The sequence below is a fragment of the Flavobacterium sp. GT3R68 genome (genome assembly GCF_007109225.1).
Classification (GTDB): Bacteria; Bacteroidota; Bacteroidia; order Flavobacteriales; family Flavobacteriaceae; genus Flavobacterium.
Genome location: NZ_VJZK01000005.1, coordinates 219362 through 236136 on the forward strand (window position 1 = coordinate 219362; position 16775 = coordinate 236136).

The 16775-nt window shown below is 37.6% G+C and carries 14 protein-coding genes and 4 tRNA genes; all 18 read left to right on the forward strand.

The annotated features are described in order from the left end of the window. Positions 1-18: 18 nt before the first annotated feature. The 18 genes from FNW07_RS11090 (at position 19) to FNW07_RS11175 (ending at position 16601) form a co-directional block, all read left to right on the forward strand. Positions 19-1191, forward strand: a complete 1173-nt coding sequence (locus FNW07_RS11090; protein WP_126744450.1) for an acyl-CoA dehydrogenase family protein — start codon at positions 19-21, stop codon at positions 1189-1191. Positions 1192-1334: 143 nt separating this feature from the next. After that, positions 1335-1529, forward strand: coding sequence for a 30S ribosomal protein S21 (gene rpsU, locus FNW07_RS11095; protein WP_126744451.1), 195 nt, complete (start codon positions 1335-1337; stop codon positions 1527-1529). Between the two features lie 69 nt (positions 1530-1598). After that, the gene (locus tag FNW07_RS11100; RefSeq protein WP_126744452.1) at positions 1599-2495 is read left to right on the forward strand and encodes a tyrosine-type recombinase/integrase; all 897 of its coding nucleotides are present in this window, start codon (positions 1599-1601) and stop codon (positions 2493-2495) included. Positions 2496-2528: 33 nt separating this feature from the next. Then, the gene (hpf, locus tag FNW07_RS11105) at positions 2529-2831 is read left to right on the forward strand and encodes a ribosome hibernation-promoting factor, HPF/YfiA family (RefSeq protein ID WP_126744453.1); all 303 of its coding nucleotides are present in this window, start codon (positions 2529-2531) and stop codon (positions 2829-2831) included. Between the two features lie 91 nt (positions 2832-2922). Then, positions 2923-2996, forward strand: a tRNA-Thr gene (locus FNW07_RS11110). A gap of 33 nt (positions 2997-3029) precedes the next feature. Further along, a tRNA-Tyr gene (locus FNW07_RS11115) sits at positions 3030-3111 on the forward strand. 75 nt (positions 3112-3186) lie between these two features. Continuing rightward, a tRNA-Thr gene (locus FNW07_RS11120) sits at positions 3187-3258 on the forward strand. A gap of 56 nt (positions 3259-3314) precedes the next feature. Then, positions 3315-4502: an elongation factor Tu gene (gene tuf, locus FNW07_RS11125; protein WP_144265628.1), complete on the forward strand. Its 1188-nt coding sequence runs from the start codon at positions 3315-3317 to the stop codon at positions 4500-4502. Positions 4503-4561: 59 nt separating this feature from the next. Beyond that, positions 4562-4632, forward strand: a tRNA-Trp gene (locus tag FNW07_RS11130). Positions 4633-4649: 17 nt separating this feature from the next. Then, on the forward strand, positions 4650-4847 hold the full coding sequence (gene secE / locus FNW07_RS11135) for a preprotein translocase subunit SecE (RefSeq protein WP_144265629.1): 198 nt from the start codon (positions 4650-4652) through the stop codon (positions 4845-4847). 10 nt (positions 4848-4857) lie between these two features. Beyond that, positions 4858-5409 carry a transcription termination/antitermination protein NusG gene (gene nusG, locus FNW07_RS11140; RefSeq protein WP_144265630.1) on the forward strand — a complete coding sequence of 184 codons (552 nt, stop codon included), beginning with the start codon at positions 4858-4860 and terminating at the stop codon, positions 5407-5409. 63 nt (positions 5410-5472) lie between these two features. Next, positions 5473-5910: a 50S ribosomal protein L11 gene (rplK, locus tag FNW07_RS11145; protein ID WP_144265631.1), complete on the forward strand. Its 438-nt coding sequence runs from the start codon at positions 5473-5475 to the stop codon at positions 5908-5910. 11 nt (positions 5911-5921) lie between these two features. After that, positions 5922-6611: a 50S ribosomal protein L1 gene (rplA, locus tag FNW07_RS11150; protein WP_126744796.1), complete on the forward strand. Its 690-nt coding sequence runs from the start codon at positions 5922-5924 to the stop codon at positions 6609-6611. 22 nt (positions 6612-6633) lie between these two features. Then, positions 6634-7128 carry a 50S ribosomal protein L10 gene (rplJ, locus tag FNW07_RS11155; protein WP_126744797.1) on the forward strand — a complete coding sequence of 165 codons (495 nt, stop codon included), beginning with the start codon at positions 6634-6636 and terminating at the stop codon, positions 7126-7128. 90 nt (positions 7129-7218) lie between these two features. Next, on the forward strand, positions 7219-7587 hold the full coding sequence (gene rplL, locus FNW07_RS11160) for a 50S ribosomal protein L7/L12 (protein ID WP_126744798.1): 369 nt from the start codon (positions 7219-7221) through the stop codon (positions 7585-7587). A gap of 268 nt (positions 7588-7855) precedes the next feature. After that, a complete protein-coding gene (rpoB, locus tag FNW07_RS11165; protein WP_126744799.1) occupies positions 7856-11668 on the forward strand; it encodes a DNA-directed RNA polymerase subunit beta in 3813 nt (1270 codons plus the stop codon). 307 nt (positions 11669-11975) lie between these two features. After that, a complete protein-coding gene (gene rpoC, locus FNW07_RS11170) occupies positions 11976-16286 on the forward strand; it encodes a DNA-directed RNA polymerase subunit beta' (RefSeq protein ID WP_126744800.1) in 4311 nt (1436 codons plus the stop codon). A gap of 3 nt (positions 16287-16289) precedes the next feature. Continuing rightward, positions 16290-16601: a DUF3467 domain-containing protein gene (locus FNW07_RS11175; protein WP_126744801.1), complete on the forward strand. Its 312-nt coding sequence runs from the start codon at positions 16290-16292 to the stop codon at positions 16599-16601. Positions 16602-16775: the final 174 nt, after the last annotated feature.

Here is a 16775-nt window from a genome sequence, read left to right on the forward strand (position 1 = left end):
ATCAACTATTTCAACCCTATGGATTCAATATATTTTACTGAAGAGCACCAATTATTTAGAAAGAGTTTGCAAGATTTTTTGCAGAAAGAAGTTGTTCCACATATTGAAAAATGGGAAAAGACAGGTGCTATAGAACGATTTATATGGAAAAAGTTCGGCGACATGGGTTTCTTTGGTTTACGATACCCTGAAGCTTATGGTGGATTGAATTTGGATTTATTTTATACAGTTATCTTCTTAGAAGAGCTTCAGAAAATAAAATCTTCCGGCTTTGCAGCAGCGATGTGGGCACATGCCTATTTAGCAATGACGCATTTAAATGCTGAAGGAAGTGAGCGAATTAAAAAAGATTATTTAGCCCCGAGTATTTCAGGTGATAAAATAGGCGCTTTATGCATCACGGAACCTTTCGGTGGTAGTGACGTGGCAGGAATGCGCACTACGGCTGTAAAAAACGGTGACAAGTATATTATTAATGGTTCAAAAACATTCATTACAAATGGTGTTTATGGCGATTATTATGTAGTTGCTGCCAAAACAAATCCAGACCTTGGCAATAAAGGAATAAGTATGTTTTTGGTTGATAGTAATCTGAAAGGTATATCGGCGACAAAACTGGATAAATTAGGATGGAGGGCTTCTGATACAGCGGAAATTGCATTTGATAATGTGGAGATTCCTGTAGAGAATTTAATGGGTGAAGAAGGAAAAGGATTTCCATATATCATGCAGCATTTTGCTTTTGAGCGTTTAATCATGGCTATCAATGGTCATGCCAGAGCAGAATATGCAATTGATTATACTATAGGATACATGTCAGAGCGCGAGGCATTTGGAACCACGATAAATAAGTTTCAGGCATTAAGACATACGCTTGTTGAGCATGCCACAGATGTCGAGCATTGTAAGGTGTTTAATTATGCAGCTGCAGCGCGATTGGATAAAGGAGAATATGTAGTAAAAGAAGCTACTATGGCGAAACTGAAATCAACAAAAGTAGCCGATGAAACTATTTATAGCTGTTTGCAGATGTTGGGAGGTTACGGTTATATGGAAGAATATCCTTTAGCGCGCCTGTTTAGAGACAGTCGTTTAGGGCCAATAGGAGGAGGAACATCGGAAATATTGAAAGAGATCTTGTCGAAAATGATTATCGATAAGCAAAATTATCAGCCAGCAGTTAAACAATAATAGAAAAAACAGAATACAAATAAAGCCAGGAAGCAAGAAATTGTAACTTGGCTTTTTTTGTATAAAATAATTAATCATATTATACTTCATTATCCAAAATAAAAATATACTTTTGCAACCTAACGAAAGGGGGTGTCAATATTATGTTAATTATACCAATTAAAGACGGAGAAAATATCGATAGAGCATTAAAGCGCTATAAAAGAAAATTTGATAAAACAGGAACTGTTCGTCAGTTAAGAGCACGTACTGCTTTTATTAAACCTTCTGTTACAAACAGAATGAAAATCCAGAAAGCGGCTTACATTCAGAACATGAAAGATGGTTTAGAAAGTTAATAAATAACTTTTCGAAAATATAACCGTTAGTAATTAAAGTTTTTTAACTTTGATGCTAACGGTTTTTTTATGGAAAATAGTAAGACAGCGTTTCGGGAGTATCTGCAGTTGGAGAAAAACTATTCTCCCCATACCGTCCATGCGTATCTGAACGATGTGGGATTCTTTGAAACGTTTGTTATTACAAACTTTTACCAGGAGAGTCTTTTGGAAGTTAATTACAATCTGATTCGGAGCTGGATTGTTTCCTTGGTTGATGCCGATGTTTCGAATGTTTCGGTTAACAGGAAAATCTCATCTTTAAAATCGTATTACAAGTTCCTGCTGAAGACCAAACAAATAGAGGTAAGCCCTTTGTTAAAGCATAAGTCATTAAAAACGGCTAAAAGTCTTCAGATTCCTTTCTCGGAAAAAGAACTCAATCGGGTGCTGACAGAAATAAAGTATCCGGATGGTTTCGAAGGGATTCGCGACAAGCTGATGATCGACTTGTTTTATACCACGGGAATACGAAGAACTGAATTAATTCATCTCAAAATGGAAAATATCGATCTTTCGAATTCGACGTTGAAGGTTTTGGGAAAGAGAAATAAGGAACGGATTCTTCCGTTATTGCCTATAATTAGAGACCAATTTAGTTTGTATTTATCAGAAAGGTCCCGATTAAAAACTGTTAAGGATGAAGTGTTTTTTTTTCTAACGTTAAAGGGCGTTAAACTGAATGATTCTCTTGTGTATCGATTAATAAATGACTACTTTAGTAACGTTTCCGAGAAGGTCAAAAAGAGTCCTCATATTTTGAGGCATACTTTTGCAACGCATTTGCTCAATAATGGGGCAGACCTGAATTCGGTAAAAGAATTGTTAGGACATTCCAGTTTGGCGTCGACACAAGTATACACACATAGCAGTTTGGCGGAATTGAAAAAAGTGTATGGGGCGGCACATCCGAGAAGTCAAAAATAATTCCATTTTGTATAACCTATAAATAATTTGATTATGAATGTAAATGTTCACGCAGTTAATTTTACTGTTGACGGAAAACTATTAGATTTCGTTCAGGAAAGAATGGATAAATTAGAAAAATATTATGATAAGGTAGTGTCGGCTGAAATTTATTTAAAAGTTGAAAAGACAAGTGATAAAGAAAATAAAATTGCAGAGGTGAAAATTCATGTTCCTGGTGATGATTTCATGGTAAAAAAACAATGTAAAACTTTTGAAGAAGCGGTAGAACAATCAGCAGAATCCTTAGCGCGATTATTGCAGAAAAGAAAAGAAAAAGTAAGAACTCATATATAATCCAAAATTTTTCATCAAAAAGTTTTGATTAAAAAACAAAAAGATATACATTTGCAGTCCGTTAGAAATAGCGGGCTTTTTTTATTGATTCGCCAGCGTAGCTCAGTTGGCTAGAGCAGCTGATTTGTAATCAGCAGGTCGTGGGTTCGAGTCCCTCCGCCGGCTCAAAACCGTAAAGGTTTGATAATGAGAAAAGTAGGGGAGATACTCAAGCGGCCAACGAGGGCAGACTGTAAATCTGCTGACTACGTCTTCGCAGGTTCGAATCCTGCTCTCCCCACATATTGAATTGCTGATTTAGGGTTTTGAAATTTATTTTAAATCTTTATATCAAAAGTCCTAATTCAAGGATTCTGCCGGTGTAGCTCAGGGGTAGAGTGCTTCCTTGGTAAGGAAGAGGTCTCGGGTTCAATTCCCGACATTGGCTCAATTGTGTAATAAATAAGAACACTAATATATAACTAAGATTAAAAATTAAGTAAAATGGCAAAAGAAACCTTTAACCGTAACAAGCCCCACTTAAACATAGGAACAATTGGGCACGTGGATCACGGAAAAACTACATTAACTGCAGCAATAACAAAAGTGTTATCTGATGCGGGTTACTGTCAAGCAAAATCATTTGATCAAATTGATAATGCTCCAGAAGAAAAAGAAAGAGGTATTACAATTAATACATCTCACGTTGAGTACGAAACTGCTAACCGTCACTACGCACACGTTGACTGTCCAGGTCACGCGGATTACGTAAAAAACATGGTTACCGGTGCTGCTCAAATGGATGGTGCTATCTTGGTAGTTGCTGCTACAGATGGTCCAATGCCACAAACTCGTGAGCACATCCTTTTAGGACGTCAGGTTGGTATTCCTAGAATGGTAGTATTCATGAACAAAGTGGATATGGTTGATGATGCTGAGCTTTTAGAGCTAGTTGAAATGGAAATCAGAGATTTATTATCTTTCTACGAATATGATGGTGACAACTGTCCGGTTATTCAAGGTTCTGCTTTAGGTGGATTGAATAGCGATCCGGCTTGGGTACCTAAAATTATTGAATTAATGGCTGCTGTTGATGCTTGGATCGAAGAACCAGTGCGTGATATTGCAAAACCATTCTTGATGCCAGTTGAGGATTCATTTACAATTACTGGTCGTGGAACTGTTGCTACAGGTCGTATCGAAACAGGTATTGCTAATACAGGAGATCCAGTTGAAATCATTGGTATGGGAGCTGAAAAATTAACTTCTACTATTACAGGAGTTGAGATGTTCCGTAAAATCCTTGATAGAGGTGAAGCTGGTGACAACGTTGGTTTGTTGTTAAGAGGTATTGATAAAGCTGATATCAAAAGAGGTATGGTTATTATTAAGCCAGGTTCAGTTAAACCACACGCAACTTTCAAAGCTGAGGTGTATATCTTGAAAAAAGAAGAAGGTGGACGTCATACTCCATTCCATAACAACTACCGTCCACAGTTCTACGTACGTACAACTGACGTAACAGGAGTTATTACTTTGCCAGAAGGTGTAGAGATGGTGATGCCAGGAGACAACTTAACTATCAACGTTACTTTGTTAAGTCCTATCGCTATGAGCATTGGTCTACGTTTCGCTATCCGTGAAGGTGGTAGAACAGTAGGTGCTGGTCAGGTTACTGAAATTACAGAATAATTATTCTAAATTATAAAAGGCCAGTGAAATTCTAATTGAATTTTCGCTGGCTTTTAATTACGGGCGTAGTTCAAGGGTAGAATAGCGGTCTCCAAAACCGTTGATGGGGGTTCGAATCCCTCCGCCCGTGCAAAAAACAAAATTATAATGACAAAAGTTGTTAATTACATCAGTGAAGCGTTTGAGGAATTAAAGTCAAACGTAACTTGGCCAGAATGGGCTGAAGTGCAACGTCTAACGATTATAGTGGCTGTTTTCTCAGTACTATTCGCCTTGGCAACTTGGGGAGTAGACGAAGTTTTCGCGAAAGCATTAGCTGGATTTTTTACTTGGATAAAAGCTTAATTTTTTTGTGATGACGGACAATAATGTGAAAAAGTGGTATGTTGTTAGAGCGGTAAGCGGACAAGAGAATAAAGTTAAGGCTTATATCGAAACCGAAATCAACCGATTGGGAATGGGGGATTATATTTCTCAAGTATTAGTGCCTACTGAAAAAGTGGTTACTGTGAAAGAAGGAAAAAAAATCACCAAAGACAAAGTCTACTTTCCCGGATATGTAATGATTGAAGCAAATCTTGCTGGTGAAATACCTCATATTATTAAGTCTATAACTAGTGTTATTGGTTTTTTAGGTGAAGTAAAAGGAGGAGATCCTGTGCCGTTAAGACTTTCTGAAGTAAACAGAATGTTGGGTAAAGTGGATGAATTGTCTGTGAAAACCGACACTCATGCAATACCTTTCAATATAGGTGAAACAATTAAGGTGGTTGATGGTCCTTTCAACGGTTTCAATGGAACGGTTGAGAAAATCAATGAAGAAAAGCGTAAACTGGAGGTAATGGTGAAAATTTTCGGAAGAAAAACACCTTTAGAGCTGAGTTTTATGCAAGTTGAAAAAGTATAATATCGTTACACATAATAAACCACATACATCGCTTCCAATGATGGTGTGTTAAATTTTTTAAAAATGGCTAAAGAAATTAGTAAAGTAGTTAAACTACAAGTTAAGGGAGGTGCTGCGAATCCATCGCCACCGGTTGGACCTGCTTTAGGTGCTGCTGGTGTTAATATCATGGAGTTCTGCAAGCAATTTAATGCAAGAACACAAGATAAAGCCGGCAAAGTTTGCCCAGTGCAAATTACAGTGTACAAAGACAAATCTTTCGAGTTTGTTGTAAAAACACCACCTGCTGCTATCCAGTTAATGGATGCTGCAAAGCTAAAGTCTGGTTCTGGTGAACCTAATCGTAAAAAAGTAGCAAATGTTACTTGGGACACAATTAGAGTAATCGCAGAGGACAAAATGGTTGATTTAAATGCATTCACTATCGAGTCTGCTATGAGCATGATCGCTGGGACAGCTAGATCTATGGGTATAACTGTAACGGGAGACGCTCCTTTTTAATTAAGAAAGACATGGCAAAATTGACAAAAAAGCAAAAAGAGGCTGCTTCAAAAATTGAAAAGAACAAATTATACTCTTTAAAAGATGCTGCGGCATTGTTAAAAGTAGTTGCTTCTGCAAAATTTGATGAGTCTGTTGATATCGCAGTTCGTTTGGGTGTAGATCCAAGAAAAGCGAATCAAATGGTTAGAGGTGTAGTAACATTGCCTCACGGAACTGGTAAAGACGTTAAAGTATTAGCATTGGTTACTCCGGACAAAGAAGCGGAAGCTTTGGCAGCAGGAGCAGACTATGTAGGTCTTGACGATTACTTACAAAAAATCAAAGACGGTTGGACAGATGTGGATGTAATCATCACTATGCCGGCAGTTATGGGTAAATTAGGTCCATTAGGTCGTATTTTAGGACCACGTGGTTTAATGCCAAACCCTAAGACTGGTACGGTAACTATGGATGTTGCAAAAGCAGTTCAGGAAGTTAAAGCTGGTAAAATCGATTTCAAAGTTGATAAAACCGGTATCGTTCATGCAGGAATCGGAAAAGTTTCTTTTGGAGCTGATCAGATCTATGACAATGCACACGAAATTATTCAAACATTAATCAAACTTAAACCAACTGCTGCTAAAGGTACCTACATTAAAGGTATTCACCTTACAAGCACTATGAGTCCTGCAATTGCATTGGACCCTAAAGCAGTATAATTGGTAGTTAAAAATTTTTAGTATGACTAGAGAAGAAAAATCAATCGCGATTGAAGATTTAACTGCACAGTTAGCTGGTTCAAATATTGTTTATCTAGCAGATATTTCCGGTCTAAATGCAGAGACAACTTCAAACTTAAGAAGAGCTTGCTATAAAGCAGGTATTAAATTAGAGGTTGTTAAGAATACTTTGCTTGCAAAAGCAATGGAAGCTTCTGAAAACAATTATGGTGAATTGCCTGCTACATTAACAGGTAATACATGTATCTTTCTTGCAGATGTAGCAAATGCTCCTGCAAAAATCATGAAAGATTTCCGTAAGAAATCAGATAAGCCTGTATTAAAAGGAGCTTTCATCAATTCTGAAATTTACCTTGGAGACAATCTCTTAGATTCATTAGCATCGCTAAAATCGAAAGAGGAAGTTATTGGAGAAATCATTGGATTACTTCAGTCTCCTGCACAAAGAGTTATATCAGCTCTTATGAACCAATTCAAAGACGAAGAGGTAGCTTAATTAAAACTAGCAATAGTTGGAATTAAGCGCATTGAAAACGCGCACATTAATAAATTATATTTTACAAATCATTTTAAAACGATAGAAAAAATGGCAGATTTGAAACAATTCGCAGAACAATTAGTTAACCTAACTGTAAAAGAAGTTAACGATTTAGCAACAATATTAAAAGACGAGTACGGAATCGAACCAGCTGCTGCAGCTGTAGTAGTTTCAGGTGGTGGAGACGCTGCTGTTGAAGAAGCTCAAACTGAATTTACAGTTATGTTAAAAGAAGCTGGTGCTTCTAAATTAGCAGTTGTAAAATTAGTAAAAGAACTTACAGGTTTAGGTCTTAAAGAAGCTAAAGATGTAGTTGATAGTGCTCCTAGCGCTGTTAAAGAAGGAGTTTCTAAAGAAGAGGCTGAAGGTCTTAAGAAAGCTTTAGAAGAAGCTGGAGCTGTTGTTGAGTTAAAATAACAACACACCGGTTTTAGAACTAGGTTTAGGCCTTGGACAAACGTCCAAGGGCCTAAACCATTTTTCGTATAATAAAATTACAACACGTTTTATTATAATAAAAGTTTAAAATACGAAAAAATTTTTAATCAATACGAGGAAAGAAAATTATCAAAAGAGTACTGTTGAATAATTTTTAAAGATGTATCGGTTATAAAAAGAAAGTATAAATTAAACAGTGTTTTTACACAAAAAAATTACTTTTTTTTAATCAAAATTTTGTCCATTGATGATAACAAATCAGACTGAAAGATTGAATTTTGCCTCTACTAAAAATATTCCTGACTATCCGGATTTTCTAGATGTTCAGGTTAAGTCATTTAAAGATTTCTTCCAATTGGAAACGAAGTCCGACGAGAGAGGCGACGAAGGGTTATACAACACCTTCATGGAAAATTTCCCAATTACAGATACAAGAAATAACTTTGTATTGGAGTTCCTCGATTACTTTGTAGATCCACCACGTTATACAATTCAAGAATGTATTGAAAGAGGTCTAACCTATAGTGTGCCGTTAAAAGCAAGATTAAAACTATATTGTACAGATCCAGAGCACGAAGATTTTGAAACTATTGTGCAAGACGTATATCTTGGAACAATTCCTTACATGACGCCAAGTGGTACTTTTGTTATCAACGGTGCTGAACGTGTGGTTGTTTCGCAATTACACAGATCACCAGGGGTTTTCTTTGGACAATCATTCCATGCAAATGGAACCAAATTATATTCTGCCCGTGTTATTCCTTTTAAAGGATCATGGATTGAATTCGCTACCGATATCAACAGCGTAATGTACGCGTATATCGATAGAAAGAAAAAATTACCTGTAACGACTTTATTCCGTGCAATAGGTTTCGAAAGAGACAAGGATATCCTGGAGATTTTCGACCTAGCTGAAGAAATTAAAGTTTCTAAAACAGGACTTAAAAAATATATCGGTAGAAAATTAGCAGCCCGTGTATTGAATACATGGCATGAAGATTTCGTAGATGAAGATACTGGTGAAGTAGTTTCTATCGAACGTAACGAAATTATCTTAGACAGGGATACTATCCTTGACAAAGATAATGTGGAAGAAGTAGTGGAATCTAACGTGAAGTCTATCTTGTTACACAAGGAAGACAACAATCAGGTTGATTATTCTATTATCCACAACACGTTACAAAAAGATCCAACCAATTCTGAAAAAGAAGCCGTTGAGCATATCTACAGGCAATTGCGTAACGCAGAACCGCCTGATGAGGAAACTGCTCGTGGTATTATCGATAAATTGTTCTTCTCTGACCAACGTTACAACTTAGGTGAAGTAGGTCGTTACAGAATGAACAAAAAACTTGGTTTGGATATCCCAATGGAAAAGCAGGTCTTGACCAAAGAAGATATCATTACCATTGTAAAATACCTGATCGAATTGATCAACTCTAAAGCAGAGATTGATGATATTGATCACTTATCAAACCGTCGTGTTAGAACAGTTGGTGAACAATTGTCTCAACAATTCGGTGTGGGTTTAGCGCGTATGGCGAGAACTATTCGTGAGAGAATGAACGTTAGGGATAACGAGGTGTTTACACCTATTGATTTGATTAATGCCAAAACATTATCATCAGTAATCAACTCTTTCTTTGGTACCAACCAGTTGTCTCAATTTATGGATCAAACGAATCCACTTGCTGAGATTACGCACAAAAGAAGATTATCTGCCCTTGGACCAGGTGGACTTTCAAGAGAAAGAGCCGGATTTGAGGTGCGTGACGTTCACTATACTCACTACGGTCGTTTGTGTCCGATTGAAACACCAGAGGGACCAAACATTGGTTTGATTTCGTCTCTTGGGGTTTACGCCAAAGTTAACGGAATGGGTTTCATCGAAACACCATACCGTAAAGTAACTAATGGTAAAGTAGATTTAAATGCTACTCCAGTATACTTAAGCGCTGAAGAAGAAGAAGGAATGATGATTGCTCAGGCAAACATTCAAATGGATGCAACAGGAAAAATTACTGCCGACAACGTAATTGCGCGTCAGGAAGGTGATTTCCCGGTAATCGACCCGTCAAAAGTGGATTATACCGATGTAGCTCCTAACCAGATTGCTTCGATTTCTGCTTCGTTGATTCCTTTCTTGGAACACGATGATGCGAATAGAGCGTTGATGGGATCAAACATGATGCGTCAAGCCGTTCCATTATTACGTCCGGAAGCACCAATTGTAGGTACAGGTTTGGAACGCCAAGTGGCTTCTGATTCCAGAGTATTGATCAATGCAGAAGGACATGGTACTGTAGAATATGTGGATGCTAATATCATCACTATTAAATACGACCGTTCTGAAGAAGAAAGAATGGTAAGTTTTGATGCAGATGAGAAAACATACAACTTAATTAAATTCAGAAAAACGAACCAAAGTTCAAGCATTAACCTGAAACCTATCGTAAGAAAAGGGGACAGAGTAATTCCTGGACAAGTTCTTTCAGAAGGATATGCTACGCAAAACGGAGAGCTGGCTTTAGGTAGAAACCTAAAAGTGGCGTTTATGCCTTGGAAAGGGTACAACTTCGAGGATGCTATCGTAATTTCTGAGAAAGTGGTTCGTGATGACATTTTCACCTCCATCCACATCGATGATTATTCATTGGAAGTTAGAGATACTAAATTAGGTAACGAAGAATTAACGAATGATATTCCAAACGTTAGTGAAGAAGCTACCAAAGATTTAGATGAGAATGGTATGATCAGAATTGGAGCAGAGGTTAAACCTGGCGACATCCTGATCGGAAAAATTACACCAAAAGGAGAATCAGATCCTACTCCGGAAGAGAAATTGCTTCGTGCAATCTTCGGGGATAAAGCAGGAGATGTAAAAGATGCTTCGTTAAAAGCGTCTCCATCTTTGCACGGTGTGGTTTTAGATAAAAAACTATTCGCAAGAGCAGTAAAAGATAAACGTAAACGTACTCAGGACAAGGATGCTTTAGGGGCACTTGAAATGGAATTTGAAGTAAAATTTGTTGAATTAAAAGACAAACTGGTTGAAAAACTTTTCAATATCGTAAACGGAAAAACCTCTCAGGGTGTAATGAATGATTTGGGTGAAGAAGTTTTGCCAAAAGGTAAAAAATACACTCAAAAAATGTTGAACGCAGTTGAAGATTTTGCTCACTTAAGCAAAGGGCAATGGGTTGCTGATGATGAAACCAATAAAATGGTGAATGATCTGATCCATAACTACAAAATTAAGCTGAACGATTTACAAGGTGCGTTAAGAAGAGAGAAATTCACGATCACTGTTGGAGATGAACTGCCAGCAGGAATCCTGAAATTGGCAAAAGTGTATATCGCTAAAAAACGTAAGTTGAAAGTTGGGGATAAGATGGCGGGTCGTCACGGTAACAAAGGTATTGTTGCACGTATCGTTCGTCACGAAGATATGCCTTTCCTTGAAGACGGAACACCAGTTGATATCGTGTTGAACCCACTTGGGGTACCTTCACGTATGAACATCGGTCAGATTTACGAAACGGTTTTAGGTTGGGCTGGACAAAAATTAGGTAGAAAATATGCTACTCCAATTTTCGATGGTGCTACTTTAGACCAAATCAATGAATTGACTGACGAAGCTGGAATTCCACGTTTTGGTCATACCTATCTTTATGATGGTGGGACTGGAGAGCGTTTCCACCAGCCGGCAACCGTAGGTGTGATCTATATGTTAAAATTAGGGCACATGGTTGACGACAAGATGCACGCACGTTCTATCGGACCATACTCGTTGATTACTCAACAACCATTGGGTGGTAAAGCTCAATTTGGAGGGCAGCGTTTTGGAGAAATGGAGGTTTGGGCACTTGAAGCTTATGGAGCATCAAGCACACTGAGAGAAATCTTGACAGTGAAATCGGATGACGTTATCGGTAGAGCTAAAACTTACGAAGCAATCGTTAAGGGTGAAAGTATGCCGGAACCAGGATTACCTGAATCGTTCAATGTATTGATGCATGAACTGAAAGGTCTTGGACTTGACATCAGATTAGAAGAATAAATTAATTTTAGTTTTCAGTTTTCGGATAGCAATATCCGGAAACTGATTACTCTTTTATACAAGTTTTTAGGATTTATACCCGTAAACCGTTCCGATTTTTTATTTGGCCGTAAAGATTTTATAAATAGCACTTCAAAAATTAGTTGAAGTTTAGAGAAGTAATTCGCGGTAGTGTTTTAAGTCGAAAGTTTGAAAGTCCAAAGTCCAAAGTCCAAAGTCTCCGAGACTTTAAAAACTTTATGACATTTGACTTTAGACTAAAACAAGAATCAATTTTTTAATTGCAAATAAATCAATAGTAAAAACTATGATGAATAATAGAAATAATAATAAAGATAAGAACCCTGTAAAAAGGTTCGACAAAATTTCGATAGGATTAGCATCACCAGAATCTATCTTGGCTGAGTCAAGAGGTGAGGTGTTGAAGCCTGAAACTATCAACTACAGAACGCACAAGCCTGAGCGTGATGGTCTTTTCTGCGAACGAATCTTCGGACCTGTAAAAGATTTCGAATGTGCTTGTGGAAAATATAAAAGAATCCGTTACAAAGGTATCGTTTGCGACCGTTGTGGTGTGGAAGTTACTGAAAAGAAAGTACGTAGAGACAGAGTAGGTCACATCAATTTGGTGGTGCCAATTGCTCATATCTGGTACTTCCGTTCACTTCCAAACAAAATCGGTTACATCCTTGGTCTTCCGTCTAAGAAATTAGATATGATCATTTACTACGAAAGATACGTAGTAATCCAGGCTGGTAATGCAACCAATGCTGATGGGGAATCTTTGAAAAGATTAGACTTTTTAACTGAAGAGGAATATTTGAATATTTTAGATACCCTTCCTCAGGAAAATCAATATTTAGATGATCATGATCCAAATAAATTCGTTGCCAAAATGGGAGCGGAGTGTATCATGGACTTATTGGCACGTATCGATTTAGACCAATTGTCTTACGAATTACGTCACAGTGCTAATAACGAAACGTCTAAACAACGTAAAACAGAAGCATTAAAAAGATTGCAGGTAGTGGAATCATTCCGTGAGTCTAACCTGAACCGTGAAAACCGTCCGGAATGGATGATTATGAAAGTGGTTCCTGTTATCCCACCAGAATTACGTCCTCTTGTGCCGCTTGATGGTGGTCGTTTTGCAACTTCAGATTTGAATGATTTGTACCGTCGTGTAATCATCCGTAACAACCGTTTGAAAAGATTAATGGAGATCAAAGCTCCTGAAGTTATCTTAAGAAACGAAAAACGTATGTTGCAGGAATCAGTAGATTCATTATTTGACAACACGCGTAAAGCTTCTGCTGTTAAAACAGAATCTAACAGACCATTGAAATCACTTTCTGATTCATTGAAAGGTAAACAAGGTCGTTTCCGTCAAAACTTACTTGGAAAACGTGTGGATTATTCTGCCCGTTCGGTAATTGTTGTTGGACCTGAATTAAAATTGTTCGAATGTGGTATCCCAAAGGATATGGCGGCCGAATTATACAAACCTTTCGTTATCCGTAAATTGATAGAAAGAGGAATTGTAAAAACTGTAAAATCAGCTAAGAAAATAATAGATAAGAAAGAGCCTGTAGTTTGGGACATCCTTGAAAATGTAATTAAAGGACACCCAATCTTACTGAATCGTGCTCCTACTTTGCACCGACTTGGTATCCAGGCATTCCAGCCAAAATTAATTGAAGGAAAAGCAATCCAGTTGCACCCTTTAGTTTGTACGGCATTTAATGCGGATTTTGATGGGGATCAGATGGCAGTTCACTTGCCACTTGGACCAGAGGCTATTTTGGAAGCACAATTGTTAATGTTGGCTTCTCACAATATACTTAACCCTGCTAATGGTGCGCCAATTACTGTACCTTCGCAGGACATGGTACTTGGTCTTTACTATATGACCAAAGAACGTTTGTCCACTCCGGAGCATAAAATTTTAGGTGAAGGCCTTACTTTTTATTCTGCAGAAGAAGTAAACATTGCATTGAATGAAGGTTGTTTGGAATTGAACGCAAGAGTGAGAATTCGTGCAAAAGATTTCAACGAAGAAGGAGAATTGGTTTACAAAATTATCCAGACAACTGCCGGACGTGTATTGTTTAATGAAGTAGTACCCGAAGCAGCAGGTTATATAAATGATGTATTGACCAAGAAAAACCTTAGGGACATTATCGGGCATATCTTGAGCACAACCAATGTACCAACAACGGCTGCGTTCTTGGATAACATGAAAGATATGGGTTATAAATTTGCCTTTAAAGGAGGATTATCCTTCTCATTGGGTGATATTAGAATCCCAGAACAAAAAACAAAATTAATCGCGGATGCCAGAGAACAAGTTGAAGGTATTTCGGTAAATTATAACATGGGTCTGATTACCAATAACGAACGTTACAACCAAGTTATTGACGTATGGACCTCTGCCAATGCACAGCTTACGGAATTAGCAATGAAAAACATTAGAGAAGACCAACAAGGTTTCAACTCAGTGTATATGATGCTTGATTCTGGAGCAAGGGGTTCCAAAGAACAGATTCGTCAGTTAACGGGTATGCGTGGTTTGATGGCTAAGCCTAAAAAATCGACTGCCGGTGGTGGTGAAATTATTGAAAACCCGATTCTTTCTAACTTTAAGGAAGGTCTTTCGATCCTTGAGTATTTTATCTCTACTCACGGTGCGCGTAAAGGTCTTGCGGATACCGCTTTGAAAACGGCGGATGCCGGATACTTAACAAGAAGACTACATGACGTTTCGCAAGATGTTATTGTTAACATCGAAGATTGTGGTACGTTAAGAGGAGTAGAAGTTTCTGCATTGAAAAAGAATGAGGAAATCGTTGAAACTTTAGGAGAAAGAATTTTAGGACGTGTTGCTTTGCAGGATGTTGTGAATCCTTTGACTAATGAAGTTTTGGTTCGTTCAGGACAGCAAATCACCGAAGCGATCATGAAAGTGATTGAAGTTTCTCCAATTGAAGGAGTCGAAGTTCGTTCACCATTGACTTGTGAAGCTACAAAAGGTATCTGTGCTAAATGTTACGGTAGAAATTTAGCAACCGGAAGAATGACTCAAAGAGGTGAAGCTGTTGGTGTAATTGCCGCACAGTCTATTGGAGAGCCAGGAACCCAGTTGACATTACGTACTTTCCACGTTGGAGGGGTTGCGGGTGGTATTTCTGAGGAATCCAGTATCGTTGCTAAATTTGGCGGTCGTTTGGAAATCGAAGATTTGAAAACAGTTAAAGGTGAAGATGGTGAAGGTAACGCTGTTGATATTGTGATTTCTCGTTCTACGGAATTGAAATTAATCGATGTCAAAACAGAAATCCTTTTAGCAACAAATAATATTCCTTACGGTTCAAGTATTTTTGTAAAAGACGGTCAAGTCGTAACAAAAGGAGATGTAATCTGTAAATGGGATCCATATAATGGAGTTATTATTTCTGAGTTTACCGGTAAAATTGCTTACGAAGATTTAGAACAAGGACAATCGTTCCAAGTTGAAATCGATGAGCAGACAGGTTTCCAGGAAAAAGTAATTTCTGAGGGAAGAAACAAAAAATTAATCCCGACTTTATTGATTTACGGTAAAGACAATGAATTGATCCGTTCTTATAACTTACCGGTTGGAGCCCACTTGATGGTTGAAAACGGCGAAAAAATTAAGGCTGGTAAGATTTTAGTGAAAATCCCACGTCGTTCTTCAAAAGCTGGTGATATTACCGGAGGTTTACCAAGAATTACTGAGTTATTAGAAGCTCGTAATCCTTCAAACCCTGCAGTAGTTTCAGAAATTGATGGTGTTGTTTCTTTTGGAAAAATCAAAAGAGGTAACCGTGAGATCGTTATCGAATCGAAATTCGGTGAGGTTAAGAAATATCTAGTGAAACTTTCAAGCCAGATTCTTGTTCAGGAAAATGACTTCGTAAGAGCTGGTGTACCATTGTCTGACGGAGCAATCACTCCGGATGATATATTGAGAATCAAAGGACCAGCTGCTGTTCAACAGTACTTGGTTAATGAAATTCAGGAGGTATACCGTTTACAAGGGGTAAAAATCAATGACAAACACTTTGAGGTAGTCATCCGTCAAATGATGCGTAAAGTACGTGTTCAGGATCCGGGAGATACTTTATTCTTAGAAGATCAATTGATTCATACGAAAGACTTTATCGTTGAAAATGATAAGTTGTACGGAATGAAAGTAGTTGAAGATGCCGGTGATTCTGAAAATATTAAACCAGGTCAGATTGTTTCTCCTCGTGAATTGCGTGATGAAAATTCTTTATTGAAACGTGGTGATAAAAATTTGGTAGTGGCCCGTGATGTAATCACTGCAACAGCTACTCCGGTTTTACAAGGTATCACAAGAGCTTCGCTTCAAACGAAATCTTTTATCTCTGCAGCATCGTTCCAGGAAACTACAAAAGTTCTGAACGAAGCAGCTGTAGCAGGAAAAATAGATTACTTAGAAGGATTGAAAGAAAATGTAATTGTAGGTCACAGAATCCCAGCCGGTACCGGTATGAGAGAATATGACAATACAATTGTAGGTTCTAAAGAAGACTTTCATGAAATGATGGCTAGTAAAGAAGAGTATAATTATTAAGATATGAGCGATTCAAAACCACAACAAGGACAAATTAACATTGAGTTGGACGAGGCAACTGCTGAAGGAATCTATTCCAATTTGGCAATTATCAATCATTCTGCATCAGAATTTGTTTTGGATTTTGTCTGTATCATGCCTGGTACTCCAAAAGCTAAGGTAAAATCAAGAATAGTTTTGACACCGCAGCATGCCAAAAGATTAGTGAAGGCTTTGGCCGAGAATGTTCACCGTTTTGAAACTACCCATGGGGAAATCAAAGATACCGAGCAACCTCCAATTCCTTTGAATTTTGGTCCTGCCGGGCAAGCATAATTTAGAAAGCGGTTACAGAGATGTAACCGCTTTTTTTTGTTAAATTATTTAAATTTTGGGTTAATCTTTCTGTTTTATTTAACTAAATGAAAGTATTTAGTTATAAAAATGTGTTTTTATCCATTGCTTTTGTAAATTTAAATGGATATGTTTGGGAATTATTATATTAACAAC

Bases quoted from the DNA above. Each gene is read 5' to 3' on its own strand.
- FNW07_RS11090 (WP_126744450.1), top strand. From the start codon at position 19: ATGGATTCAATATATTTTACTGAAGAGCACCAATTATTTAGAAAGAGT.
- rpsU (WP_126744451.1), top strand. From the start codon at position 1,335: ATGTTAATTATACCAATTAAAGACGGAGAAAATATCGATAGAGCATTA.
- FNW07_RS11100 (WP_126744452.1), top strand. From the start codon at position 1,599: ATGGAAAATAGTAAGACAGCGTTTCGGGAGTATCTGCAGTTGGAGAAA.
- hpf (WP_126744453.1), top strand. From the start codon at position 2,529: ATGAATGTAAATGTTCACGCAGTTAATTTTACTGTTGACGGAAAACTA.
- tuf (WP_144265628.1), top strand. From the start codon at position 3,315: ATGGCAAAAGAAACCTTTAACCGTAACAAGCCCCACTTAAACATAGGA.
- secE (WP_144265629.1), top strand. From the start codon at position 4,650: ATGACAAAAGTTGTTAATTACATCAGTGAAGCGTTTGAGGAATTAAAG.
- nusG (WP_144265630.1), top strand. From the start codon at position 4,858: ATGACGGACAATAATGTGAAAAAGTGGTATGTTGTTAGAGCGGTAAGC.
- rplK (WP_144265631.1), top strand. From the start codon at position 5,473: ATGGCTAAAGAAATTAGTAAAGTAGTTAAACTACAAGTTAAGGGAGGT.
- rplA (WP_126744796.1), top strand. From the start codon at position 5,922: ATGGCAAAATTGACAAAAAAGCAAAAAGAGGCTGCTTCAAAAATTGAA.
- rplJ (WP_126744797.1), top strand. From the start codon at position 6,634: ATGACTAGAGAAGAAAAATCAATCGCGATTGAAGATTTAACTGCACAG.
- rplL (WP_126744798.1), top strand. From the start codon at position 7,219: ATGGCAGATTTGAAACAATTCGCAGAACAATTAGTTAACCTAACTGTA.
- rpoB (WP_126744799.1), top strand. From the start codon at position 7,856: ATGATAACAAATCAGACTGAAAGATTGAATTTTGCCTCTACTAAAAAT.
- rpoC (WP_126744800.1), top strand. From the start codon at position 11,976: ATGATGAATAATAGAAATAATAATAAAGATAAGAACCCTGTAAAAAGG.
- FNW07_RS11175 (WP_126744801.1), top strand. From the start codon at position 16,290: ATGAGCGATTCAAAACCACAACAAGGACAAATTAACATTGAGTTGGAC.